General features: G+C 61.8%; 19 protein-coding genes and 1 tRNA gene. 12 read left to right on the top strand and 8 right to left on the bottom strand.

Features of this window, described 5'->3' with window-relative positions; genetic code table 11:
• The first annotated feature begins 164 nt into the window (after window positions 1-164).
• From CAF80_RS07085 to CAF80_RS07075, 3 genes are all read left to right on the top strand, one after another.
• The gene (locus CAF80_RS07085; protein WP_039768351.1) at window positions 165-1073 is read left to right on the top strand and encodes a zeta toxin family protein; all 909 of its coding nucleotides are present in this window, start codon (window positions 165-167) and stop codon (window positions 1071-1073) included.
• A 98-nt stretch (window positions 1074-1171) separates the two neighbouring features.
• Window positions 1172-3112, top strand: a complete 1941-nt coding sequence (locus CAF80_RS07080; protein ID WP_085667051.1) for a PAS domain-containing sensor histidine kinase — start codon at window positions 1172-1174, stop codon at window positions 3110-3112.
• Between the two features lie 54 nt (window positions 3113-3166).
• Window positions 3167-3703 carry a hypothetical protein gene (locus CAF80_RS07075; RefSeq protein ID WP_074690613.1) on the top strand — a complete coding sequence of 179 codons (537 nt, stop codon included), beginning with the start codon at window positions 3167-3169 and terminating at the stop codon, window positions 3701-3703.
• Window positions 3704-3714: 11 nt separating this feature from the next.
• Here the strand turns inward: CAF80_RS07075 and CAF80_RS07070 are convergent, their stop codons facing one another.
• The 4 genes from CAF80_RS07070 to CAF80_RS07055 form a co-directional block, all read right to left on the bottom strand.
• Entirely contained in the window at window positions 3715-5091 is a 1377-nt protein-coding gene (locus CAF80_RS07070) for a sodium:proton antiporter (protein WP_085667050.1), read from the bottom strand.
• Between the two features lie 48 nt (window positions 5092-5139).
• Window positions 5140-5751: a Yip1 family protein gene (locus tag CAF80_RS07065; RefSeq protein ID WP_074690611.1), complete on the bottom strand. Its 612-nt coding sequence runs from the start codon at window positions 5749-5751 to the stop codon at window positions 5140-5142.
• Between the two features lie 90 nt (window positions 5752-5841).
• Complete coding sequence (locus tag CAF80_RS07060) at window positions 5842-6699, bottom strand: SDR family oxidoreductase (RefSeq protein WP_039768357.1); 858 nt, start codon at window positions 6697-6699, stop codon at window positions 5842-5844.
• A gap of 95 nt (window positions 6700-6794) precedes the next feature.
• Window positions 6795-7943 (bottom strand): MalY/PatB family protein, encoded by a 1149-nt coding sequence (locus tag CAF80_RS07055; protein ID WP_039768358.1) that lies wholly within the window; start codon window positions 7941-7943, stop codon window positions 6795-6797.
• Window positions 7944-8176: 233 nt separating this feature from the next.
• Between CAF80_RS07055 and fdnG the strand changes: the two genes are divergently transcribed.
• Genes fdnG through fdhE form a run of 4 tightly spaced genes read left to right on the top strand, consistent with a single transcriptional unit; the run spans window position 8177 to window position 13772 of the window.
• Window positions 8177-11242, top strand: coding sequence for a formate dehydrogenase-N subunit alpha (gene fdnG / locus CAF80_RS07045; RefSeq protein ID WP_139831663.1), 3066 nt, complete (start codon window positions 8177-8179; stop codon window positions 11240-11242).
• Window positions 11243-11256: 14 nt separating this feature from the next.
• A complete protein-coding gene (gene fdxH, locus CAF80_RS07040) occupies window positions 11257-12192 on the top strand; it encodes a formate dehydrogenase subunit beta (protein WP_085667048.1) in 936 nt (311 codons plus the stop codon).
• The gene (locus CAF80_RS07035) at window positions 12189-12842 is read left to right on the top strand and encodes a formate dehydrogenase subunit gamma (protein ID WP_039768364.1); all 654 of its coding nucleotides are present in this window, start codon (window positions 12189-12191) and stop codon (window positions 12840-12842) included. Before fdxH ends, CAF80_RS07035 begins: the two co-directional genes overlap by 4 nt.
• Before the next feature lie 3 nt (window positions 12843-12845).
• The gene (gene fdhE, locus CAF80_RS07030) at window positions 12846-13772 is read left to right on the top strand and encodes a formate dehydrogenase accessory protein FdhE (protein ID WP_085667047.1); all 927 of its coding nucleotides are present in this window, start codon (window positions 12846-12848) and stop codon (window positions 13770-13772) included.
• Between the two features lie 3 nt (window positions 13773-13775).
• On the opposite strand, the gene CAF80_RS07025 is transcribed toward fdhE, so the two are convergent.
• Both CAF80_RS07025 and CAF80_RS07020 read right to left on the bottom strand, forming a co-directional pair.
• Window positions 13776-15107 (bottom strand): ATP-binding protein, encoded by a 1332-nt coding sequence (locus CAF80_RS07025; RefSeq protein ID WP_085667046.1) that lies wholly within the window; start codon window positions 15105-15107, stop codon window positions 13776-13778.
• A complete protein-coding gene (locus tag CAF80_RS07020; RefSeq protein WP_074690605.1) occupies window positions 15104-15829 on the bottom strand; it encodes a response regulator in 726 nt (241 codons plus the stop codon). The genes CAF80_RS07025 and CAF80_RS07020 overlap by 4 nt, the downstream gene beginning before the upstream one ends.
• Window positions 15830-15978: 149 nt before the next feature.
• Between CAF80_RS07020 and CAF80_RS07015 the strand changes: the two genes are divergently transcribed.
• From CAF80_RS07015 to CAF80_RS06995, 5 genes are all read left to right on the top strand, one after another.
• On the top strand, window positions 15979-16290 hold the full coding sequence (locus CAF80_RS07015) for a hypothetical protein (RefSeq protein WP_074690604.1): 312 nt from the start codon (window positions 15979-15981) through the stop codon (window positions 16288-16290).
• A 17-nt stretch (window positions 16291-16307) separates the two neighbouring features.
• A complete protein-coding gene (locus tag CAF80_RS07010) occupies window positions 16308-16988 on the top strand; it encodes a DUF3313 domain-containing protein (protein ID WP_085667045.1) in 681 nt (226 codons plus the stop codon).
• Between the two features lie 51 nt (window positions 16989-17039).
• Window positions 17040-18446 (top strand): L-seryl-tRNA(Sec) selenium transferase, encoded by a 1407-nt coding sequence (gene selA / locus CAF80_RS07005; protein WP_085667044.1) that lies wholly within the window; start codon window positions 17040-17042, stop codon window positions 18444-18446.
• Window positions 18443-20353 carry a selenocysteine-specific translation elongation factor gene (gene selB, locus CAF80_RS07000; RefSeq protein ID WP_085667043.1) on the top strand — a complete coding sequence of 637 codons (1911 nt, stop codon included), beginning with the start codon at window positions 18443-18445 and terminating at the stop codon, window positions 20351-20353. The genes selA and selB overlap by 4 nt, the downstream gene beginning before the upstream one ends.
• Before the next feature lie 6 nt (window positions 20354-20359).
• A tRNA-Sec gene (locus CAF80_RS06995) sits at window positions 20360-20455 on the top strand.
• Between the two features lie 9 nt (window positions 20456-20464).
• Here CAF80_RS06995 and CAF80_RS06990 read toward each other — a convergent pair.
• Window positions 20465-21748, bottom strand: coding sequence for an OprD family porin (locus tag CAF80_RS06990; protein ID WP_256578106.1), 1284 nt, complete (start codon window positions 21746-21748; stop codon window positions 20465-20467).
• Window positions 21749-21847: 99 nt separating this feature from the next.
• Window positions 21848-24469, bottom strand: coding sequence for an EAL domain-containing protein (locus CAF80_RS06985; protein WP_085667041.1), 2622 nt, complete (start codon window positions 24467-24469; stop codon window positions 21848-21850).
• Window positions 24470-24576: the final 107 nt, after the last annotated feature.

The raw sequence follows: 24576 nt of genomic DNA, 5'->3' as shown, positions 1-24576 counted from the left end.
GTCAGTGCGACTTGAGGGGATTTTACTTGGACTTGTAGGACATATTTCCTTATAAAACAGCGACATATCTTGTGAAAAACCCCCTTTGATAAATCGCGAACTTCAGTCTTTATTCAGTAAGCCGGATCTCGGTCTCTCGCGATATTTGATAAGGAAATCAATATATGTCCGCTACCCACACTTATACGTATACCTCCGAGCAGGTCACTTCAGCCTTCAATGACATCAGCACAACCCTGTTCGCCGGAATCACTGCACAGCTCACACCCACTATCCTGGTGACAGCCGGAGTGCAAAGCTCGGGGAAAACCTACCTGCTGGAAAAACAACTGCTTCCTTCCGGCCTCTATAAAAATTACGTCCGTCTGTATCTGCCGGAGTATCGGGAGAAGCATCCGCAATACCAGGAGATGATCAAGCTGGGCACGTTGCACGCCTACGAACATACGAATGACTTCATTCGTGATTTGAGCAGGAAAATCTTTGAACGGGCTTTTGAGCAAAAGCTCAACATCATTTTCGAATGCGCGTTCGACAGTATCGAGTTTGCGACTCTGCCTGACTACATGGCCAACGCCGGTTACAGGCTTGAGGTTCACATCGTGGCCTGCAACTATCCGTTCGCATTTATTTCCGGCGTCCAGAGAGGGTTCAAAAGCCTGGAGAAAGGCGAGCTCGAACGTTTTGTCCGACCTTCGGAACTGAAATCCAGTTTTGGAAATGCCCACGCAGTGATCTACGCGCTCGACGCTGCGGCCAAAAGAGTCGGCGGCTCACAGGTGTTCCTTTACGAACGAGGTTTTGGGGCCATGAGGGAGCGTGTCGTGCGTGCGCACAGCTTGTATGCTCGAGATATGCAGAACAAGCTCTCCGTTACCTCAACATCCACGCCGTTCAGCTACAGCGCCTATGAGCGCATCATCGGCAAATCGCTCAACAGCGACAGCGAACGTCACGAGGTGATCAAGGAGAGTCATCTCGCCCTGCACAAGGCTGCGCAGTATGCAATGCAGGTACCGGACTTTCTTTTCGATGCACTTTATGCCCGGATCGCCAAATATGTTCAACGTTGAGCGAGCCGAGGTTCGGACATGAGGTGCTATTGCGCCTTTCCATTCCGCTGGTTTGCCGCATACTCGGGTTATTGAAGATCTGTTTCGAGCCAAGCCTGATGAGCGATAACAAGAAGTCCGCTGCAATCGAAGACATGCGTTTTCGTTTGCTGATCGATGCGGTGGTCGATTACGCGATCTACATGATCGACCCCGAAGGCATCATCACCAGCTGGAACTCCGGCGCCAAACGCTTCAAGGGTTACGAAGAAGCCGAGATCCTTGGCGAGCACTTTTCAAGGTTCTACACCGACGAAGATCGCGCCAACGGTATGCCGCAGCGGGCGCTGGACACGGCGATCCGCGAAGGCCGGTTCGAGGGTGAGGGCTGGCGGGTACGCAAGGATGGCACGCATTTCTGGTGCCACGTGGTGATCGATCCAATTTTCAGCCCGAGCGGGCAACTGCTCGGGTTTGCCAAGATCACCCGCGACCTGACCGACCGCAAGATGGCCGAAGAAACCCTCAAGCAGAGCGAACAGCAGTTTCGCCTGCTGGTTCAGGGCGTCAGCGACTACGCGATCTACATGCTCAGCCCGGACGGCCGCGTGTCCAACTGGAACCCTGGTGCGCAGCGGATCAAGGGCTACAGGCCGGAAGAGGTCATCGGCCAGCACTTTTCGATGTTCTACACCCCTGAAGATCGTGAGATCGGCGAACCCCAGCGCGCTCTGGAAACCGCTGCGCGCGAGGGCCGTTTCGAGAGCAAGAGCTGGCGTCTGCGCAAGGACGGTACACGGTTTCTGGCGCATGTGGTGGTCGATGCGATCCGTGGCGAGACCGGCACCTTGCTGGGTTTCGCCAAGATCACCAGGGACGTGACCGAAGCCACCGAGGCGCAACAGGCACTGGAGAAAACCCGTGAAGCGCTGTTCCAGGCGCAGAAAATGCAGGCCATCGGTCAGTTGAGCGGAGGTATCGCCCACGACTTCAACAACTTGCTGACGGTGATCCTCGGCAACCTGGAAATCGTGCGCAAACGTATGGGCGACGACCCGAAAGTCAGCCGCCTGCTGGAAAACGCCACGCAGGGAGCATTGCGCGGCGTATCGCTGACCCAACGCATGCTGGCCTTTGCCCGGCGGCAGGAGCTCAAGACCGAACCGATCGATATCCCGAAACTGGTGCAGGACATCACCGGGTTGTTGCGCAGCTCACTCGGGCCCGGGATCCGCATCGAAACGCAGTTTCCCGAAGACCTGCAAGCGGTGCTGGCCGACAGCAATCAGCTCGAACTGGCGGTGCTCAACCTCGCCACCAACGCCCGCGACGCCATGCCCGAGGGCGGCAGCGTCACCATCAGCGCGGAACCTGAAGTGGTCATCGAACAAAACGATTCGACGCTCGCGGCCGGGCGTTATGTCTGTCTGCGGGTGACCGATACCGGGGAAGGCATGGACGCTGATACGCTGGCGTCGGCAACCGATCCGTTTTTCACCACCAAGGGTTTGGGCAAGGGCACCGGCCTGGGATTGTCGATGGTCCATGGCTTCATCGAACAACTGGGCGGCCGGTTCATTCTGAAAAGTATCAAGGGGCAGGGCACCACTGCTGAGCTCTGGTTACCGGTCGCCATCGACGGAGTCGCGACCCAATCGTCCGGCACGATGGTGTCCACCGTTACAGTGCCGCGCCTCAGCGTGCTGGTGGTGGATGATGACAGTCTGGTGCGTACCAGCACCGTCCTGCTGCTGGAAGACCTTGGCCATCGGGTGATCAGCGCCGCCTCTGGTACCCACGCGCTCGAGCTGTTTGACCAGGGAGAGGTCATCGACCTGATGATCACCGACATGGCCATGCCGCATATGAGCGGCGCGCAACTGGCTCATGCCGTGCGTTTGCTCAAGCCGGATCTGCCGATCATTCTCGCCACAGGCTTTGCCGAACGCCTCGAAGGCTTCGCAGCGGGGTTGCCACGGCTGTCGAAACCGTTCAATCAGATGAATCTTGTAACGATTATTGCCCAGACGATGAAACGAACCGGGACTGAATCCGGCTGAACTTGTCCGCGACGGGGCGGCTCCAAACGCTTTGCCTTTCGGAGCGTTCGTACCGTGCCTCGCATACTGACCCAACCGACCGCCGAAGAAACCCAGACCGAACACAACGCGAAGATGTTCGGTTCGCCCAAGGAGCGACTGGATTTCTACCGTCGGGAAATCCAGTACGAAACCAGCATCCTGGCCAACCGCACCGACGCGTACCTGGCGGCACAATCGTTTCTGGTGATTGCCTTTGCGTCCTGCATGGCCAACCTCAACCCGGAATGGGGCAAGCTGTTCACCCTGGTGGTGCCGCCGTTTCTGGCGTTACTCGGACTGCTCAGTTCGCTCAACGCCTGGCCGGGGATTCGCGCCGCCTACGACATCATTGATCATTGGCACTTCAAGCAGAGTGAACTGCTGCGCAGCGAACCGCTGATGGGCCTGGCTTATGACGAATCGCCGTTATTCAGCGAAATGGAGTCGAGCCACAAGGGGTATCGCAAGTCATTGCTGTTTTCCATTCGTACGCCGTGGATTTTCGCCACATTCTGGATGTTGCTCGGCAGCTATGCCTTCTATATTCAGGTGACTAATCCGGGAGGATAAATGACACCCCGCTATCGAGCCCGGTCATCATGGCCGGGCTTTTTTCGCCCGTTTCTGTTCTTGCGCCGCTCATAGCTGGCGAGGATCGGCTGGGTGCTGACGCCGTGCAGCAGAATGCTCAGCGCCACCACCGACAAGGTCAGGTCGGTACACAGCGTGCCCACGCTGTCGCCCAGCCCATGGTTCAGCGCATAGAAGAGATAGTACAGACTGCCGATGCCGCGAATGCCGAACCAGCCGATCAATAACCGTTGGCGCCTGGCCAACAGCGATCCCCACGGCATCAACGCTACGCAGGCCGGGCGGATGACACAGAACAGCACACCGCCGACCAGCAGCGCCCGCCAATCCCAGTGACTGACCAGCACTACCCCCAGAAGCGTGACCAGAAACACCTCCATCGCCCGTTCCACCAAACCGCCGAACGCGAGCATGTCGCCCATCATGATCCCGGCCGCCACCTGACTGTCTTCCAGCCGCTCGGTATCGCCGTGCACCGCCTGCTGCGGCTCGACGTTCTGATGACCGACAATCGGTTGCACCATATGCTCGGCGGGTGGTTGGTGGGCGCCGGTGGATTTGACTTCCTCCTGTCGCAAGCCGAGGCCGGCGGCGAATACCGACAGAAAGCCGTAGCCACCAATGGATTCAGCCACGACGTACGCCAGCGCAATCAACGCCAGGGCCAGATAGTCGTTCGGGCTCAGGGTGCTGTCATCGTTGCGGATACGCAGCGAGAGGGTCAGTCGACCAATGCCACGGCCCATCCAGTAGCCGCAAAGCAACCCGGCCGGGACCGCCCACAAAAGGCTGCGCAGTACCCAGTCGGGCCACTCGGCGGCAAACCCTTCACCGTGCAGCAGCAACAGCCCGAGGATCACGAAGGGAAATGCAACGCCGTCGTTGAGCCCGGCCTCGCCGGACAGGCCGAAACGCACGCTGTCGACGTCCCGCGCATCGTTAACCTGCACCAGCGCCGCGAGCACCGGGTCGGTCGGAGCCAGAATCGCGCCGATCAACAGCGAAGGGCCCCAATTCAGGTTCAGGCCAAAATGCAGCAACAGGCAGACGCCAATGATCGTCAGCACCATCACCGGACCTGCCAGACCGAATGCAATCCGCCAGCGTTTGTCGCGCAATGGCAAACGTAACTTCAAACCGCAGACGAACAGGGAAAACAGCACCGCGACTTCGGTCAGGTGCTCCATCCACAAAGAGGCTTCGTCCAGCGGCAGTTTCAGCAGATCGAGCCCGGACGGCCCGATGCCAACCCCCAGCAGCAAACAGACAGCGGAAGTCGTCACCGGCATCCAGCGAAGATAGGACGACGTCAGCGCCAGGGTCAGCAGCACGGCACCGAGCACCGCCACCCAGATGATGAAGCTCATGACGCGCGGCCCGTAAGGTCAGTTCGATGCCGCCCCGACATAACCGGCCTAACCCGCAGTCGTGCGCAGGTATTCCGGCGTCAGCACGTTGAACCACAGCAGGATCATCGACACCAACAACGTCACCAGCACCAGCAGCGCGACACCCCAGACACTGGCCGAATACAGCAAACCCTGTTCCTTGCGCTCGTGCATGAAAGTCGGCAGGCCGACGAACAGCAGAAACGTCGAATAGATCGACGCTGCGCCGAGCACCAGCACCGCCAGCCAGCGGCTGGGATACAGGCCGGCGAGACCGGCGATGAAAAACGGGGTTACGGTGTATGCCGCGAAACCGATGCACTGGTTGAGCGTCGGCCGCGCATCGAAGGTGCGCGACATCCAGCGGATGAAACCGCCGATGATCGCCACGCCGACGACAATAGTGATGTAGAGCAAGATGCTCAGCTGCAACGCACTGGCACTGCTGAGCCTCACGGATTCACCGACTGCCAGGCTCCAGCCGACATAGGTGGTGCCGATGAACAGGCACACCGCCGGGACAAGGGCCAGCAATAGCAGATGGGTCAGGTAATGACGCGGGTGGGCCTCTTCTTCGCGACGGATGTCGGTCCAGGCGAAGTTCGGCTGGGTGAAGAGTTTGATAATAGGCGCAGACATGACGACCTCCTGATCTCTTGCAACCCGAACGGGCCATGAAGGTATGGAGAGGTCGCCGTGTCCAGCGGTTCACTTTTTCTGGCAAGCGGCTCAGAGCATCGGTTTGCCGCCGGTCACGCCATAGCGCTGGCCGGTGATGTAGCTGGCTTCATCAGACGCCAGCAGTACGTAGATCGGCGCGACCTCCACTGGCTGGCCGGGACGCCCGAGTGGGGTTTGCTCGCCAAAATGCTGCACTTCCTCATCGGGCATGGTCGAGACGATCAGCGGCGTCCAGATCGGCCCCGGTGCCACGCAATTCACGCGGATTTCCCTCGGGCCGAGCATTTGCGCCAGACCACCGGTGAAATTGGCGATGGCGCCTTTGGTGGTGGCGTAGGCGAGCAGGGTGGGCTTGGGCATGTCCGAGTTGATCGAACTGGTGTTGATGATGGAGGAGCCAGGTCCCATGTGTTTGATGGCGGCCTGACACAGGCGGAAGATCGCGGTGATGTTGACGTCGAAGGTCATCACCCATTCATCGTCAGGAATCTCCTCGAAGGTTTCATGGGTCATCTGGAAGGCCGCGTTGTTGACCAGCACGTCGATTCGGCCGAAGCGCTCGACGGTTTGATCCACCAACGCCTGGCATTGGGCTTTCTGGGCAATGTCACCAGGCAGCAACAGGCACTGGCGGCCGGCCTGTTCGACCCAGCGCGCGGTTTCCTTGGCGTCTTCGTGTTCATTTAAATAGGCGACTGCTACATCGGCACCTTCGCGGGCAAAGGCGATCGCCACCGCCCGACCGATGCCACTGTCGGCACCGGTGATCAAGGCAATCTTGCCGGCCAGCCGACCGGAGCCGGTGTAGCTCTGTTCGCCGCAATCAGGATACGGCTCCATTTTGCGCTGCGAACCGGGAACCGGTTGCGCCTGTTTCGGGAACGGGGGTTTTGGATAGTCGGTCATCGTCAATCTCCGGGTCTCATGGCAAGTAGGCCGGTTGACCCGGCCCGTTTGCGCTGAGTTCGATCGGATTGACGCTTGGGTTTGCCCTGACGTGATTACCGGGACTTGAGGGCTCGCTCCATCCGGGCAATGCCTTCTTCCAGCATCGAACGCGGGCAACCGAAGTTCAGGCGCACGAATTGCTGGCTGTGGTCGCCAAAGTCCAGACCCGGGCTGAGGCCGACACGAGCGTGGTCCAGGAAGAACTTCTGCGGGTCGTCCAGATCCAGCGCCGAGCAATCGAGCCAGGCCAGATACGTGCCTTGCGGCACATTGAGGGTCACGCCGGGCAAGCGGCTGCGCACCGCGTCCACCAGCCAGTCACGGTTGGCTTGCAGGTACTGCTTCAGCGCCTCAAGCCACGGACCGGCTTCGCTGTAGGCCACGCGGGTGGCTTCCATGCCCAGCGGGTTGACGCTGTCGACCATGCCGCAGCGGGCGTGGTTGACGCGCTCGCGCAGGGCCGCGTCCTGGATGATCATGAACGAAGTCTTGAGGCCGGCGATGTTGTAGGCCTTGCTCGCCGACATCAGGGTGATGGTGCGGCGGGATATTTCCGGGCTCAGGGACGCAGTCGGAATGTGCACGCGGCCGTCGTAGCACAGCTCGGCGTGGATTTCGTCGGAGATGATCCAGGCGTCCTGCGCCACGCAGATGTCCGCCACGGCTTGCAGTTCTTCACGGCCAAAGACCTTGCCGATCGGGTTGTGCGGGTTGCTCAGGAGCAGGGCGCCGCCACCTTTCAGGGATTCACGCAGTGCGTCCAGCGGGGTGGCGTAGCTGCCGTCGGCCTGGGCGTTGAATTCCAGTTCGACCTTGTTCAGGCCCCAATGACCCGGTGCATGGCGCAGCGGCGGATAATTCGGGGTTTGCACCACGACATTCTGCTGCGGTTGCACCAGCGCCTTGAGCGCCATGTTGAAACCCGACTCCACACCCGGCAGGAAGATCAGCTCCTGCGGTTTGACCCGCCAGGCGAACTTGTTCCAGAGGTCGGCGACGATGGCCTGGCGCAGATTGTCCTGGGCCACGCTGTAGCCCACCAATGGGTGCAGCAGGCGTTGGTGCAGCGCCTCAATGACCACCGGCGGGGCGGCGAAATCCATGTCAGCGACCCACATCGGCAACACGTCGGCCGGGTAGCGGCTCCACTTGGTGCTGCCGGTGTCGTGGCGGTCGAATACCTGATCAAAATCGAAAGTCATGCGCGGTCTCTGAAGCGGAGATGGGTCGTGCCCGCCATGATAAGCCCATGCCCTTGAAGGAGCACACAAAACCTGTGGGAGGTGATGCTCCGACAAACGGCCGACGGTCGGTTTTCACACAGGCGGCAGAGGCTTTGTCTACAGTGAAAAAGTCGGCACTCGTGTGCCGCAACCGTGATTGTCCAGAACAAACCCGGCACCAGTACCGGGTTCCACCTGATCAGGAGTGCACGATGGATCTCAGCCGTCGTCAGTTCTTCAAGGTCGCCGGTATCGGCCTTGCAGGCTCTAGCCTGGGCGCGTTGGGCATGGCCCCGACGCAGGCCTTCGCCGAGCAGGTGCGCCACTTCAAGCTTGCCCACACCCATGAAACCCGCAACACCTGCCCGTATTGCTCGGTCGGTTGCGGCTTGATCATGTACAGCCAGGGCGATGCCGCGAAGAACGTTGCGCAAAACATCATTCATATCGAGGGCGACGCCGACCACCCGGTCAACCGCGGCACTTTGTGCCCGAAAGGCGCCGGTCTGCTGGACTTCATTCACAGCCCCGGCCGTTTGCAGTACCCGCAGGTGCGCAAGCCCGGCAGCAGCGAATGGACCCGGATTACCTGGGACGAAGCCCTCGACCGCGTCGCCGACCTGATGAAGGCCGACCGCGACGCCAATTTCGTCGAGCAGAACGCCCAGGGCCAGACGGTCAATCGCTGGCTGACCACCGGATTCCTCGCGGCATCGGCGGCGTCCAACGAAGCAGGCTACATCACTCACAAAGTGGTGCGCAGTCTCGGCATGCTGGGGTTCGATAACCAGGCGCGTGTCTGACACGGCCCGACGGTGGCAAGTCTTGCCCCGACGTACGGCCGTGGAGCCATGACCAACACCTGGACCGATATCGCCAATGCGAATCTGATCCTGGTGATGGGCGGCAACGCAGCAGAAGCCCATCCTTGCGGCTTCAAATGGGTGACCGAAGCCAAGGCGCACAACGCCGCGCGGCTGATTGTGGTCGATCCGAGGTTTACCCGGACCGCGTCTGTGGCCGATTACTACGCGCCGATCCGCACCGGCAGCGACATCGCGTTCATGGGCGGGCTGATCAATTACCTGCTGACCGAGGACAAGATCCAGCACGAATACGTGCGCAACTACACCGACGTATCGTTCATCGTCAGAGCTGGATTCGGCTTCGAGGACGGGCTCTTCACCGGTTACGACGCGGCCAAACGCAGCTACACCGACAAATCCACCTGGGGTTACGAGCTGGGGGATGACGGCTTCGTCAAAGTCGACCCGACCCTGCAGGACCCGCGCTGCGTCTATCAACTGATGAAGCAGCATTACAGCCGCTACAACATCGACCTGGCGAGCCAGATCTGCGGCATGCCGGTCGATGCGATGAAAAAGATCTGGGAGGAAATCGCCACTTGCTCGGCGCCGGGCAAGACCATGACCATTCTCTATGCGCTGGGCTGGACCCAGCACTCGATCGGCTCGCAGATCATCCGCAGCGCAGCGATGGTGCAACTGTTGCTGGGCAACGTCGGCATGCCGGGCGGCGGGGTCAACGCCTTGCGCGGGCACTCGAACATTCAGGGCCTGACCGACCTTGGTCTGCTGTCCAACGCGCTGCCGGGTTACCTGACCTTGCCGACCGACGCCGAGCAGGATTACGCGGCCTACATCCATAAACGCACCCAGGTTCCATTGCGGCCGGGGCAATTGTCCTACTGGCAGAACTACAGCAAGTTCCACGTCAGCCTGATGAAAGCCTGGTATGGCGCCAATGCCACCGCCGAGAACCAGTGGGCCTACCACTACTTGCCGAAACTCGACATCCCCAACTACGACATCCTCAAGGTGTTCGATCTGATGGGGCAGGGCAAGGTCAACGGCTACATGTGCCAGGGCTTCAACCCGATTGCCGCGTTGCCGGACAAGAACCGGGTGATGGCGGCGCTGGCCAAACTGAAATGGCTGGTAGTGATGGACCCGCTGGCCACCGAAACCTCGCAGTTCTGGGAACATGTCGGGCCATTCAACGATGTGAAGAGCGCCGATATCCAGACCGAAGTGATCCGCCTGCCAACGACGTGTTTTGCCGAAGAGGACGGCTCGCTGGTCAACAGCAGTCGCTGGCTGCAATGGCACTGGAAAGGTGCCGACGGCCCGGGCGAGGCGCGCACCGACGTGCAGATCATGAGCGCGCTGTTCCTGCGCCTGCGAGAGCGTTATCAGGCCGAGGGCGGCAAATTCGCCGATCCGCTGTTGAAGCTGTCGTGGCCGTACAAGATCGCCGAAGAACCCTCGCCGGAAGAGATCGCCAAAGAGATCAACGGCTACGCCACCACCGATTTCACCGACGCCACCGGCGCGGCGATCAAGGGCAATTCGCAACTGGCCGGGTTCGCCCAGCTCAAGGATGACGGCAGCACTGCGTCCGGCTGCTGGATTTTCTGCGGCAGCTGGACCGAAGCCGGCAACCAGATGGCCCGCCGCGACAACAACGACCCATACGGCATGCATCAGCATCAAGGCTGGGCGTGGGCCTGGCCGGCCAACCGGCGGATTCTGTACAACCGGGCCTCGGCAGATGTCGCAGGCAAACCGTGGGATCCGAAAAAACGCCTGGTCTGGTGGAACGGCAAAGCCTGGAGCGGCACCGATGTTCCGGACTACAAGGCCGACGTGCCGCCGGAAGCCGGGATGAACCCGTTCATCATGAACCCCGAAGGCGTGGCGCGGTTCTTCGCCGTCGACAAGATGAACGAAGGGCCATTCCCCGAGCACTACGAGCCGTTCGAAACGCCGATCGGCATCAACCCGCTGCACCCGGACAACAAGAAAGCCACCAGCAACCCGGCGGCACGGATCTTCGATTCGGTGTGGGACAGCCTCGGCGTGGCCAAGGATTACCCGTACGCCGCCACCAGCTACCGGCTGACCGAGCATTTCCACTTCTGGAGCAAGCACTGCAAGTTGAACGCGATTGCTCAACCCGAGCAGTTCGTGGAAATCGGCGAAGTGCTGGCAAAAGAGAAGGGCATCGCCGCTGGCGATCGGGTTCGCGTGAGCAGCAAGCGCGGGTTCATTGAAGCGGTGGCGGTGGTGACCAAAAGGATCCGGCCGTTGCAGGTCAACAACCAGGTGGTGCACCAGATCGGCATTCCGCTGCACTGGGGTTTCACCGGCCTGACGCGCCACGGTTACCTGACCAACACCCTGGTGCCGTTTCTCGGCGATGGCAATACACAGACCCCGGAATCCAAGTCATTCCTGGTCAACGTGGAGAAGCTCTGATGGAGAATCTTTAGATGGCCAGCCAAGACATCATTGCCCGCTCGGCCACCACGACCCCGGCGCCTTCGATACGCGGCCAGGAACAGGTGGCCAAGCTGATCGACACCACCAAGTGCATTGGCTGCAAGGCCTGCCAGGTCGCATGCTCGGAATGGAACGAGCTGCGCGACGAGGTGGGCCACAACCACGGCACCTACGACAATCCGCAGGACTTGAGCGCCGATTCATGGACGCTGATGCGCTTCACCGAGCACGAAACCGACGCCGGCAACCTCGAATGGCTGATCCGCAAGGACGGCTGCATGCACTGCGCCGAACCCGGATGCCTGGCGGCGTGCCCCAGCCCTGGCGCGATCATCAAGCACGCCAACGGCATCGTCGATTTCGATCAGGACCACTGCATCGGCTGCGGTTATTGCATCACCGGCTGCCCGTTCAACATCCCGCGCATTTCGCAGAAGGACCACAAGGCCTACAAATGCACGCTGTGTTCGGACCGGGTGGCGGTGGGTCTGGAACCGGCCTGCGTAAAAACCTGCCCGACCGGAGCCATCGTGTTCGGCACCAAGGACGACATGAAAACCCATGCCGCCGAACGCATCGTCGACCTGAAAAGCCGTGGCTTCGACAACGCCGGCCTGTATGACCCGCAAGGCGTCGGCGGCACCCACGTCATGTACGTGCTGCACCACGCCGACACCCCGAAAATCTACGCCGGCCTGCCGGACAACCCCGAGATCAGTCCGCTGGTGGGCTTGTGGAAAGGCATCAGCAAGCCGTTGGGTCTGCTGGCGATGGGCGCGGCGGTGCTGGCCGGGTTCTTCCATTACGTGCGGATCGGCCCGAACCGGGTCGAGGAAGATGAACATCCCGAACCGCCCGACACCTCGGTGCACGTCGTCGATCCGGCGGTGCACACCTTCGACCCACGCGGGGAGGGCCGGCCATGAGCAACAAGACGATCCTGCGCTACACCGCCAACCAGCGCACCAACCACTGGCTGGTGGCGATTCTGTTCTTCATGGCCGGCCTGTCGGGGTTGGCACTGTTCCATCCGTCGATGTTCTGGCTGACCAATCTGTTCGGCGGCGGGCCGTGGACGCGAATCCTGCACCCTTTCATGGGCGTGCTGATGTTTGTGTTCTTCCTGGGGCTGGTGTTTCGCTTCTGGCGCTCGAACTTTTTCATCGACAACGACTGGAAATGGCTGCGGCGCATCGACCGGGTGCTGGTCAACGACGAAGAGACCGTGCCGGCGGTGGGCAAATATAACGCCGGGCAAAAGCTGCTGTTCTGGACTTTACTGCTGTGCATGCTCGGATTGCTGTTCACGGGGCTGGTGATCTGGCGCGCGTATTTCAGTCATTACTTCGGCATCACCACGATCCGCTGGGCGATGTTGCTGCACGCACTGGCGGGGTTTGTGCTGATCCTGAGCATCATCGTTCACATCTATGCCGGGATCTGGATCAAGGGCTCGGTGGACGCAATGATGCACGGCTGGGTCAGCCGCGCCTGGGCCAGGAAACACCATGCACTCTGGTATCGCGAGGTGGAGAGCAAAGATCCGCCAGAGCGACCGGTCACAAAAAAGGGCTGACAGTTGCCAACCATCCTCGAACCCGGAGAAATCGAAGCGGCGGCCAGTTCGCCGCCGTTTCTGCACCTGCCGCCGCACAACCTGTTCACGCTGCGGGCCCAGCGTCTGGAACGTTTGGCCGAAGGGCATCCGCTGGCCGATTACCTGCGCTTGATTGCCGGTTTGTGCCGGGTCCAGCAGCAAATCCTCGATGATCCGCCCTCGACCGCGCCGCTTGATGAACAGCGGCTGGAAGTCTGCCGGCAACACGGCATGCCACCGTTCGCCGCCGACACCCTGATTCGCGAGGACACCTGGCAGCTGTATCTCGAGGCCTTGCTCCAGCGTTATGTCGCCCCTGAGCAACCGGCGGTGGGCGAGGCCGTGACCACGCTGCGCATCGCCAGCCCCGGCCAGTGGCGCGCCTGGGCCGTGGCGTTGGTCAGCGGCCAGTATTCGCTGGTGCCGGCGGCGCTGGTGCCGTTTCTCGGGGCGGCGCTGCAAGCGGCGTGGAGTCACTGGCTGCTCAGCGCTCCGAACCTGCAACTGACGCCCGGCGACAGCCTCAGCCAGTGCCCGGCCTGTGGCTCGCCGGCCATGGCCGGGGTGATCCGCCATCGCGGCAAGCACAACGGCCTGCGGTATCTGGTGTGTTCGCTATGCGCCTGCGAATGGCATGTGGTGCGGGTCAAGTGCGTGTATTGCGAGCAGAGCAAAGGGCTTGAATACCTGAGCCTCGAGGATGATCGCCACGCCGCCAATCAGGCGCCGCTGCGCGCCGAAGTCTGTCCGGGCTGCAACAGCTACCTGAAGTTGCTGTATCTGGAAAACGACGGGGAGGGCGAGGCGCTGTCGGCAGATCTGGGCAGTCTGCTGCTCGACATGCGCCTGGCTCAGGACGGCTATCAGCGCCTGGCGCCTAATCTGTTGCTGGCGCCCGGCGACGAATAGGCCTCAGCGGTGCGGCAACTCAACGCGTGCGCGCAAGCCGCCGCTGCGGCGGTTACGCAAACTGAGTTCGCCACCCTGTTCACGAATGATTCCCCGTGCCGCCGAAAGACCGAGCCCGACCCCGCCGGTGTCGCGGTTGCGCGAGGTCTCGAGACGGAAGAACGGATCGAACACCCGCTCCAGCGCGTCCTCGGGAATTCCCGGCCCCTCGTCAATGACCTCGATGCGAATCGACGTGTCATCGCAGCTCAGCGCCACACTGGGTCGCTGTCCGTATTTCACCGCGTTATCCAGCAGATTGACGATGACCCGCTTGATACCCAGCGGCCGGCCGTCGTACACCACATGCGCCGGGCCGGTGAAACCGATGTCGAGGTGCTGATCGCGGTAGTCATCGACGATGGTTTGCAGCAACTCCGACAGATCGAACGCGGTGGATTGCTCCAGGTGGGTGTCTTCCCGGAAGAACGCCAGAGCGGCGTTGATCATCGATTGCATTTCCTCGATGTCGCGGATCAGTTTGCCCTGATGGTCGAGGTCTTCCATGAACTCGCTGCGCAGGCGCATTCGGGTCAGCGGGGCGCGCAAGTCGTGGGAGATGGCCGCCAGCATGTGGGTGCGCTCGCCGATGAAATGCTGGATCTGCGCCTGCATCGTATTGAACGCGACGATGGCCTGACGGATCTCGTGCGGGCCTTCGAGGTGGATCGGCGGCGCTTTCAGGTCCCCGCCGAAACGCCGCGCCGCATGGGCAAAGCGCTGTAACGGCTGGGCCAGTTGTCGTGTGGCCAGCCAGGCGACCAGCAGCGTGGCGACCAGCCCCAGGGCAACGATCACGGCAATCCGCACGTTCAGGCTCAAGCCCCAACTGCGCTCCGGCGGCGTGAACGACAGCCAGCTGTCATCGGCCAGCCGCACCAGTGCCATGTAATGCGCGCGAGGGCTGCCGGCGGGCCAGTCGTCGGGGTTGAACACGTCGATCTGCCGGTCATCGCCGAGCAACTGCCGCAGCGCCGGCACTTTTCCGGCCTCGACCTGTTCGCCGTCCCCCGGCAGACCGAAGTCGGCTCGACGGGGTTTCCACACCACTTCAAGCATCGGGCTGCTGGCGGCACTGGCCAGTTGCGGGCGCAAGGTCGCCGGCGCTGCCTCGATCACTCGGGTGGTGGCGGCAATCTGTTCCAGCAGCCCGGTGCGCTCGATCGGCGGCCGAGCCCAGATCCCCGCGACCTGAACGAACAGCGCATTGAGCAGCAGCGACGCGAGCATGGCCGCGACGATTGTCAGGGCAATCCGCCGGCTGAGGGTGTCGCGCCGCAGCATCCGGCCGATCATGAGCGGCTGACCTTGGCAGTGAACATGTAGCCGCCGTTACGAACCGTGCGGATCAGGTCCGGACGTTTGCTGTCCGGTTCGATCTTGCGTCGCAGCCGACTGATCTGCACGTCGATGCTGCGGTCATAGGCGTCGTGGCCCTGACCGTGGGTCAGGTCGATCAGTTGTTCGCGGGTCAGGATGCGTTGCGGATGTTCGAGCAATACCAGCAGCAGGTCGAATTCGCCGGCGGACATCGGAATCATCACGCCCTCCGGCGAGCGCAGTTCACGGCAGGTGATGTCCAGATGCCAACCGGCGAAGGCCATGACCGGCCGTGAAGGCTCGGCGCCGGACGGCGTGCTCTCACCGACCCGCCGTTGCAGGGCGCGCACCCGGGCCAGCAGTTCCTGCGGGGCGAAGGGTTTGGTCAGGTAGTCGTCGGCGCCCAGTTCCAGGCCGACAATGCGGTCGCTCAGCTCGGCCATGGCCGTGAGCATGATGATCGGGATGCCCATCTGCGCCCGGACCTTCTGGCACAGGCTCAGGCCACCCTCGCCGGGCAGCATCAGGTCGAGGATGATCGTGTCCGGTCGCGCCTGCGCAATGGCCGCCCACATGGCCTCGCCATGGGCGGCGACATCGACCTGATAACCGTGCTGAACGAAGAATTTCTTCAGCAAGGACAGAATTTCCCCGTCGTCATCGACGATCAGCAATCTGCTCACGTTTGCGCAATCCATGAACCCAAAAGAAGCGCATCTAAAACCATTTCGATGCGCCGGTCATATATTTCAATCCTGCAACATTCCTTCAGCGCAGACATCAGCCGGACATCGTGGGGCAAACATCCGCAGGCACTCTGCAGGCCTTTCAACCAAGGGGGCTCAACATGAAGGACATGAACAGCGGCTACATCACCCGGGACCATGGCGCCGTGCGCCCGTTGATCCTGACCCAGCGCACCACCGCACCGGGCCCGGACACGCCGATCCTGTTTCAGGAGACGTGTCTGGGGCTGGCCAACGATCAGAGTCAGTTGATCCTGCGCCGCTATTTCGAACGGTTCAGCCCGACCGAGGCCCATTGGGTCGAATACCTCCACTCGATTCCCACCGCCGAATTCATCCAATGGATCATGACCCACGGCCAGTTGCGCATCGAGTGCTCCGACAACACCCCGCACAGCCACGTCCACGCGTGAACAAGGAAACACCATCGATGACTAGCCATCGCTCACTGGCCGTGTTGTTTGCCGCCACCCTCAGCCTGTCGGCGTGCAGCAGCAAGAAGCTTCCGGCGGAGCCGCAGGCCGGGTTTCTACGGGATTACAGCGTGCTCAAGGAAGGGCAGACCGCTTCGGGGAAAACAATATTGAGCTGGATCAGCCCGACATTGGCGAGAGGCCGTTATAGCCAGGTTTACCTGGCGCCGAGCCAGTTCTATCCACGGCTCGAGCCTTCTCAGCGCATTCCCCAAAGCACCTTGTCGGGCGTGACCCATTACTACGACGCAGCCCTCAGGCTGGAGCTGGGCAAGGTGTTGCCGCTGGCGTCGAAACCCGGCCCGGACACGCTGATCGTCAAACCGGCCATCACCCAGGTCTCCGCCAATACTCAGGGTCTGCGCTTTTATGAATGGCTGCCGGTGACACTGGTCGCGGCCGGGGTTAGCAGCGCCACCGGCATTCGTGACCGGGACAGTGAAATCGCCACGGAAGTGTCCTTCGAGGACGGTTCGACCGGGGAGGTTGTGGCTGAAGTGGTGCGCAAGGGCAAGGGCGTGCCGCTGGAGAACGACAAACAGGTCATGACGCCCGATAACGTGAAAGCCGTCCTCGATGGCTGGGCTACGGACTTGAGTCAAACCTATGTGCCGGTTCAAAGGGCAGCGCTGCGCTAGCAGCAGGGTGGTCTAACATCATCAGGCGTATTTCGATTTCGGGAGTGCCTGATGTCCGTAAGTGTTGCCCTGCGGTTACCGTCGATTGACAGTCTGTTGCGCCACCCGGCGTGCCAGCCATTGGCCGAGCGTTACGGGCGTGAGGCCTTGTTGACGGGGTTTCGCCAATTACTGGATGACTTGCGCGAAGCGGTGGTGGCGGGGCAACTGACCGCCGTCGAAATCAGCTCTGAAGCGCTGGCCGGAAGGGTCGCCGAACGTCTGGCGCTGAAGCAGCGCAGCCAGGTGCGCCGTGTGTTCAACCTGACAGGCACGGTGCTGCATACCAACCTCGGCCGGGCCTTGTTGCCCGAAGAAGCCATTGAAGCGGTGCAACTGGCGGCGCGCTATCCCTTGAATCTGGAATTCGACCTGGCCAGCGGCAAGCGCGGTGACCGCGACGATCTGATCGAAGGCCTGATCCGCGAGCTGACCGGCGCCGAAGCCGTGACCGTGGTCAACAACAATGCCGCCGCCGTGCTGCTGACGCTCAACAGCCTCGGCGCGCGCAAGGAAGGCATCATTTCCCGGGGCGAGCTGATCGAGATCGGCGGCGCGTTCCGCATCCCCGACATCATGAGCCGCGCCGGCGTGCGCCTGCACGAGGTCGGCACCACCAATCGCACCCATGCCCGCGACTACGAAGCGGCAATCAGCCCACGCAGCGGCCTGATCATGCGCGTGCACGCGAGCAACTACAGCATCGAAGGCTTCACCGCCCGGGTGCCGACTTCCGAACTGGCGGCATTGGCCCATCGGCATGACCTGCCGTTGCTGGAAGATCTTGGCAGCGGCAGTCTGCTGGACCTGACCCGCTGGGGTTTGCCGGCGGAACCGACGGTGCGACAGGCGCTGCTCGATGGCGCTGACATCGTCACTTTCAGCGGCGATAAACTGCTCGGCGGGCCCCAGGCGGGGGTGATCGTCGGGCGCAAGGACTTGATCGCGAAGATCAAGAAGAACCCGCTGAAACGCGCATTGCGGGTCGACAAACTGACGCTGGCGGCACTGGAAGCGGTGCTCGGACTCTATCGCGACCCGGATCGTCTGGCCGAGCGCTTGCCGAGCCTGCGCCTGCTGACCCGACCGCAAGCTGACATTCTGGCCCAGGCCGAACGCCTGCAACCGGCCTTGTCCGAACGGCTGGGCGAGGTCTGGACCGTCACGGCGGAGCCCGCACTGGGCATGATCGGCAGCGGCAGCCAACCGGTGGCGCGCCTGCCAAGCGCAGCGCTGTGCCTGCGCCCACAGGTATCGAAACGCCTGCGCGGACGTTGCCTGCTGAATCTGGAAGCCGCGCTGCGTGCCTTACCGATCCCGGTGCTCGGGCGCATCGATGACGACGCGTTGTGGCTGGATCTGCGGCAACTCGACGATGAACCGGCGTGGCAGGCGCAACTCGGGCAGTTGCAAACGTGATCGTCGGCACGGCGGGGCACATCGACCACGGCAAAACGTCACTGCTCCAGGCACTGACCGGGCAAACCGGCGACCGCCGCCCGCAGGAACGCGAGCGCGGGATGACCATCGACCTCGGTTATCTGTACGCCGAACTGGGGCCCGGCGCCGGGCTGACCGGTTTCATCGACGTGCCGGGCCACGAGAAATTCACCCACAACATGCTCGCCGGCGCGCAAGGCATCGATCTGGTGTTGCTGGTGGTGGCGGCGGATGACGGGGTGATGCCGCAGACCCGCGAGCATCTGGCGATTGTCGAGCTGCTGGGCATTCCACGGGCGCTGGTGGCGATCACCAAGTGTGATCGGGTCGAGGCGGGCAGGGTGGAAGAGGTTCACCGACAAGTCGAAAGCCTGCTGGCGACCGGCCCCTATGCCGAAGCACCGTTGCTGACGGTTTCCAGCGTGACGGGCGAGGGCGTCGACGCGCTGCGCGAGGCGTTGCTGGAGATAGACGCAGAGGAGCGCAGTCGCGAAGGCGGTTTTCGCCTGGCCATCGACCGGGCGTTCAGTGTCGCCGGCGCCGGTATTGTGGTGACGGGGACGGCGCTTTCGGGCTTGGTCGCCGTGGGTGACAAACTCAGCCTCGGCCCGGCGGGCAAAACCGTGCGGGTCAGAGGTCTGCACGCGCAGAATCAGACTGCCGAACAAGCCTTCGCCGGCCAGCGCGTGGCCCTGAACATCAGCGCGGATCGCCTGGAACTCGGGCAGATCCATCGCGGCCAATGGTTGCTCGCCGAATGGCTGCACGCGCCGACCCAGCGGCTGGATATCGAATTCCAGTTGTTGCCGGGCGAGCGGGTTTTCGAGCATTTCCAGCCGGTGCACCTGCATCTCGGCACGCAGGACGTGATCGCCCGGGTCGCCTTGCTGGAGGGTTCGAGCCTGGCGCCCGGCGAGCGCATGTTTGCGCAAGTGCTGACGAACGTCCCGGTGCACGGCGTCTACGGTGATCCGCTGATCCTGCGTGATGCCAGCGCCCAGCGAACCCTTGGCGGCGGGCGCGTCCTTGATCCTTTCGCCCCGGCCCGCCAGCGGCGCAGCCCGGAACGGCTGGCACAACTGCGGGCACTGGCGATCAGCTCCGAGCTGGAACAGGCCTTGCCGACGTTACTGGAATACAGCGCAAGCGGCCTCGACCCGCAACGCCTGGAGCGACAGTTCAACCGTCCGCGTGACGGCTGGACGCTGCCGGACAATGTCCGCCTGATCGAAACCCGTCAGGGCCCGGTGCTGTTCAATGCGCAGCGCTGGGGCATGCTCAAGTTCAGGCTGCTGGAGCAGCTGGCGCGCTTTCATGAGCTGGAGCCCGATCAGATGGGCCCGGACCGCGACCGTCTGCGGCGTTTCAGCAGTTTGAGCCTCGAACGCGCGACCTTCATCAGCCTGCTGGAAGAGTTGCTCGGCGCCGGCTCGCTGGTCGCCAGCGGCCCGTGGCTGCATTTGCCCGACCATCAGGTGCGCCTGAGCGCCGACGACGAAACCCTGTGGCAGGCGTTGCAGCCGTTGTTCGAACAGGCTGGTTTCGATCCGCCGTGGGTACGTGACGTGGCGAAAGTCGTCGGTCTGGAAGACGCGATCGTGCGTTTGCTGCTGCGCAAACTGGCGCGCCTTGGCGTGATGCATCAAGTGGTGCGCGACCTGTTTGTCACCGACATCACGCTGCGGCAAATGGTGGCGGTGCTGCTGCGCCTGGCCGAAGAAAATCCGCAGATCGAAGTCACGGCCTTCCGCGATGCGCTAGGCTTGGGACGCAAGCGCAGTATTCAGATCCTTGAATACTTCGATCGGCTGGGCCTGACCCGGCGCGTCGGCGAAGGCCGGCAAATCCGCACCGACAGTGCGCTGGCCAACCCCGGCGCCGACTGAGTTCAAGGAAGGCAATCGCGCCCGGTGGCGCGGCCGGGCTTCAAACCCGGTTGGGGACGGCATCCGTTCCCGGGCAGGTTCGACTCCGGCTGCCTTCCGCCATTTCTCCCCTCAAAACCCCAGTGGGTACTGGATCACCACGTAGATCCGGTCAATGTCGTCGCCCGCCTGAGCGCTGTTGGCCCGGTGCGAAACGTGGGACAGCTGCACCGACAGATCCTTGGCCGCGCCGGATTGGACGATGTAACGCAGATCGATGTCGCGTTCCCAGTGTTTGCCGCCGTCCCCTTGCTGAGGCTGATATTCACCGGAATCCGCGTCGAACGGGTTATAGGCGCCGCCCTTGGGCGCGTGAGTGCCGTCGATGTGGCTGCCGGCGACGTAGCGGGTCATGAAGTTCAGCCCGGGAATGCCGAAGGCGCCAAGATCCAGGTCGTAGCGCGCTTGCCAGGAGCGCTCGTGGGCGCCGTTGAAGTCGGCGTATTTGATCGAGTTGGCCAGGTAGATCGAGTCGCCGCCGACGAAATCGAACGGCGTGTCGCCATTGATGCGTTGCCAGCCGAGCATCACCGCGTGGGCGCCGAAGGTGTATTTGCCCGATAGGCTGAACGCCGTGTTGTCGATGTCGCCGGCTAATGCCTGCCCGGTGTCGCGGGTGTGGTAGACGTTGGCGTCAAGCAACAGACCGGACTGTTTGAAATGCAGGTTGGCGTAGTACTGGCGCCAGGTGTCGCTCAGATCGGACGCATACAGCGCGCCGCCCACCGGGCTGTCGCTGAACAGCTCGGTGCCGACAAAACTGATGCTTTCGCCTTGGGTGCTGGCGCCATAGCCCTGGAAGTCGCCTTTGCCGGAAGAGCTGTCCTGGTTCTTGAACGCCGTGAAGCGCCCGGCCACAACGCGTGCGTTTTCGATTTCGTGGCTATCGAGTAGCAACCCCGTGGCGTATTCCGGTTGCAGGCGTTTGTCCGAGGTGTCGAACACCGGCGTTTCCACGGTCATTTCACCGAAGGCGAGGGTGGTTTTCGAAGTCTTCAACTTCAGCGCACCACCGGCGCTGGAGTATTCGCTTTCGCTGCGGCCATCACTGTCCACCGGTAATAATCCTGTGCCGGAGTGCCCCTTGCCGCCATCGAGTTTCAGCCCATAAAAGGCGTGGGCATCGAGACCAACCCCGACGGTTCCTTCAGTGAAACCGGATGCGAAAGTGCCGATAAACCCTTGAGCCCATTCCTGTTTGTAGTTTTTTCCAGCGGGCGAGGGCGAGCGGTAATCGTTGCTCAGAAAGAAGTTGCGGCTGATCACCTCGGTCTTGGCGTCGTCGAGAAAACCGCTGGCAAATGCCGAGTCGGCCATTGCGCAATACAACAGTGCCAGGGCGAAACGCGGTTGCATGAAACCTTTCATGTGTCAGTGACCGGCCGTGAGGGAAGTTGCCGGATACTGAAGCAAACATTGGTGCTGCGATTGAGCGGATGTGCTGAGTCAGCGTCCTCAGGTCACCCGGCCTTTTCGTTGCCTGGAAGGATCGACAGCGGCGGCTCTTGATGCCTGCAGAAGACTGGCGAAGGCCGCCTTGTCGATCGGGCGACTCATGTAATAACCCTGGACTTCGTTGCATTGATCCTTGCCCAGGATGTCCAGTTGTTCCTCGGTTTCGACGCCTTCTGCGGTCACGGTCAGCCCCATCGCTTTACCCAGTCCGATGATGGCCTGCACCACCGCACGATCATTGGCGCCGGTGCTGATGGACGCGATGAAGCGTTTGTCGATCTTGATGCCGTCGAACGGGTAGGCACGCAGGTAGCCAAGGGAGGAATAACCGGTGCCGAAGTCGTCCATGTTCAGCCGCACGCCCAGTTCCTTGAGCGCGTTCATGGTGGTCAACGCGCCGTCCGTGTCGTTGAGCATCACGTTCTCGGTGATTTCCAGCTCCAGCCGGCTGGCCGGGAAGCGAGTGCCGACCAGCACTTCACGTACATCTTCGACCACATCGCTGATCGCAAACTGCGCAGGTGACAGGTTCACCGACAGGAGAATGTCCGCCGGCCACGTAAGCGCCGTTTCACAAGCCTCACGCAGGACCCAGCGACCCAGGGGAACAATCAGGTCGGTCTGTTCGGCCAGCGGAATGAATAAATCCGGTCCGAGCAACCCTTTTACCGGATGCTGCCAGCGCACCAGAGCCTCGACCGAAACGATTGCCTTGCCATCGACCTTGTATCGGGGTTGATAGTGCAGCACGAACTCGTTGTTCTTCAGGGCCCTGCGCAGGTCGTCCTCCATCTGCCGGCGGGTCTGGATCTGGTCGCTCATGTGCGCTTCGAAATAGCACCAGGTGTTCTTGCCTTCGGATTTGGCCTGGTACAGCGCAATGTCCGCGCAACGGATCAGCTCACTGGCGACGTACCCGTGACGCCGGCTCAGGGCGATTCCGACACTGGCGCCGATGTGCAACGGTTGCTGTTCGAAGTGGATGGGCTGATGCAGACTGCCGATCAGACGTGTGCAGAACCTGTCGATTTCCTGATGCGTGTCCATGCCGCAGAGCACAACGACGAACTCGTCACCGCCCAGACGGGCGACGATATCGTGGTCGCGCGTGCATTCGCGCAGACGGCCGGCAACCTCTTGCAACACCGCATCGCCGGCCGGGTGCCCGAGGGAATCGTTGATCGGTTTGAAATTGTCCAGGTCAATCATCAACAGCGACACCGGCGGAGCGTGTTCCTTGAGCAGCAGAGCGTCGTCCAGATAGCGCGACAGTTTGTTGCGGTTGGGCAGACCCGTCAGCGCGTCATGCAAGGACAGGTGCTGGATCTGCGCATGGGCGGCTACCTCATCGGTGATGTCGCTGGCCGTGCCGCGATAGCCGACCACTGCCGTACTTTCCACGATCGGCCTGGCCGAGAGACGGCAGTGGCGCTGTTGCCCCTTGCGGTCGCGATAGGTGCAGCGCAGGTCGCTGGCATTGCTCTCCTCATCCAGTTTTTTCAGCCACAGATCCAGCGGAGTGGTGTCGCACGCCAGCAAGTGCCCGATGTGTTTCCCGATCCACTGCGCCTGCGGATAGCCGGTGACCGCGCTGAACCGGGTCGACAGATAGGTGATGGACAACGCTTCATCCACCTCCCAGATCCAGTCGGACGCCGCTTCGGCCACCGCCCGAAAGCGCTCCTCGCTGGCTTCCAGTGCGCGGTTGGACGCCAGCAGTGCCTGATTCGACGCCTGCATCGCTTCAAAACTGTCGTCGACGTACCGCGAGGAACGTAACGCATGGCGAAAGAACCAGACCGTCAGGGCCATCAGCACGAGCAAAGCGGGGCCGAGCGTTGGCAGCAACGACCAAAGCAGATGCTGGCCCGGCCGTTCCAGATCCGCAACGAGGCTGTATCCGGTGCTGTCCAGCGGGACGCGAGGCTGGCCCGGGTCGATGGTGCCGTCCGGTGCCAGCGTCAGATTGTTCAGGCCGTACCCGCTGCCGATCTTGCGCAGCTTGGTGGGCGTCAACTTGTCGACGAATACCAGTACCGAGGTCTTCTGTGGCTCGTCTACCGGACGCTCATCGTTGGGAATGATCGCCGCCGCGGTGACCAGCGCCGGCCAGTCTTCGAACAGTGAATAAGTACTGACGGGCCTGGTCAGGTCGGGCTGACTCTGCACTTGCTCCACCAGGCTGTTCGCCGAAAGCTGAAGGAACTGGGGCAGTTGTGCATCGAGCAATTGCCCGCGAACGACGGCGTATTTGGTGCGTTCCCGATCCAGCACGAACAGACCGTCATAGCCGTCGCTGGTAAACAGGGTCTTGCCCATGTTCTGCTCGGTGTACGCCCAGTTCGTGTCGACCGTGCCGCTCAAACGTTCATAGGCTGTTGTCCAGTAGGCGTAACTGGTGATGTAGTTCTTGGAAGCGGTAATCCGGTTTTCCAGCGCCCGGCCGGAATAGAACCGGACGTCATTGACGTCATCCTCATCCAGTTGAGTGGCAATGCCGAGCAACGCAGCGGTCGCCGCCATCACCCCGACAATGAACAGCGCGCCCACCGCAATGGCCAGACGCCGGGTGACAGAGCCCTGCAGGGTGGGTAACGGCGTCGCACGGCTGGAAATGTCCATTTGCTCGTCCTTGATCCGGTATCTGTTCAATCTAGAACATCTTCGGCTTCGAGATGTTCAGAAGTTGTGCCAAGCGTGTCGAACCGCTCAGGCCCCGTTGCGCAAAA

It is taken from the genome of Pseudomonas sp. B34(2017) (assembly GCF_002112915.1).
Classification (GTDB): domain Bacteria; phylum Pseudomonadota; class Gammaproteobacteria; order Pseudomonadales; family Pseudomonadaceae; genus Aquipseudomonas; species Aquipseudomonas pharyngis.
The sequence above is the reverse complement of the archived record's forward strand: the minus strand, read 5'-3'. Positions and strand labels throughout refer to the sequence as shown.

Excerpts from the sequence above, each read along its gene's own strand:
- CAF80_RS07020 (WP_074690605.1), bottom strand. The coding sequence starts at position 15,829 with ATGGATTGCGCAAACGTGAGCAGATTGCTGATCGTCGATGACGACGGG.
- CAF80_RS07015 (WP_074690604.1), top strand. The coding sequence starts at position 15,979 with ATGAAGGACATGAACAGCGGCTACATCACCCGGGACCATGGCGCCGTG.
- CAF80_RS07065 (WP_074690611.1), bottom strand. The coding sequence starts at position 5,751 with ATGTCTGCGCCTATTATCAAACTCTTCACCCAGCCGAACTTCGCCTGG.
- CAF80_RS07055 (WP_039768358.1), bottom strand. The coding sequence starts at position 7,943 with ATGACTTTCGATTTTGATCAGGTATTCGACCGCCACGACACCGGCAGC.
- CAF80_RS07010 (WP_085667045.1), top strand. The coding sequence starts at position 16,308 with ATGACTAGCCATCGCTCACTGGCCGTGTTGTTTGCCGCCACCCTCAGC.
- CAF80_RS07080 (WP_085667051.1), top strand. The coding sequence starts at position 1,172 with ATGAGCGATAACAAGAAGTCCGCTGCAATCGAAGACATGCGTTTTCGT.
- CAF80_RS07035 (WP_039768364.1), top strand. The coding sequence starts at position 12,189 with ATGAGCAACAAGACGATCCTGCGCTACACCGCCAACCAGCGCACCAAC.
- CAF80_RS07070 (WP_085667050.1), bottom strand. The coding sequence starts at position 5,091 with ATGAGCTTCATCATCTGGGTGGCGGTGCTCGGTGCCGTGCTGCTGACC.
- CAF80_RS07025 (WP_085667046.1), bottom strand. The coding sequence starts at position 15,107 with ATGATCGGCCGGATGCTGCGGCGCGACACCCTCAGCCGGCGGATTGCC.
- selA (WP_085667044.1), top strand. The coding sequence starts at position 17,040 with ATGTCCGTAAGTGTTGCCCTGCGGTTACCGTCGATTGACAGTCTGTTG.
- CAF80_RS07085 (WP_039768351.1), top strand. The coding sequence starts at position 165 with ATGTCCGCTACCCACACTTATACGTATACCTCCGAGCAGGTCACTTCA.
- CAF80_RS07060 (WP_039768357.1), bottom strand. The coding sequence starts at position 6,699 with ATGACCGACTATCCAAAACCCCCGTTCCCGAAACAGGCGCAACCGGTT.
- CAF80_RS06985 (WP_085667041.1), bottom strand. The coding sequence starts at position 24,469 with ATGGACATTTCCAGCCGTGCGACGCCGTTACCCACCCTGCAGGGCTCT.
- CAF80_RS06990 (WP_256578106.1), bottom strand. The coding sequence starts at position 21,748 with ATGCAACCGCGTTTCGCCCTGGCACTGTTGTATTGCGCAATGGCCGAC.
- fdxH (WP_085667048.1), top strand. The coding sequence starts at position 11,257 with ATGGCCAGCCAAGACATCATTGCCCGCTCGGCCACCACGACCCCGGCG.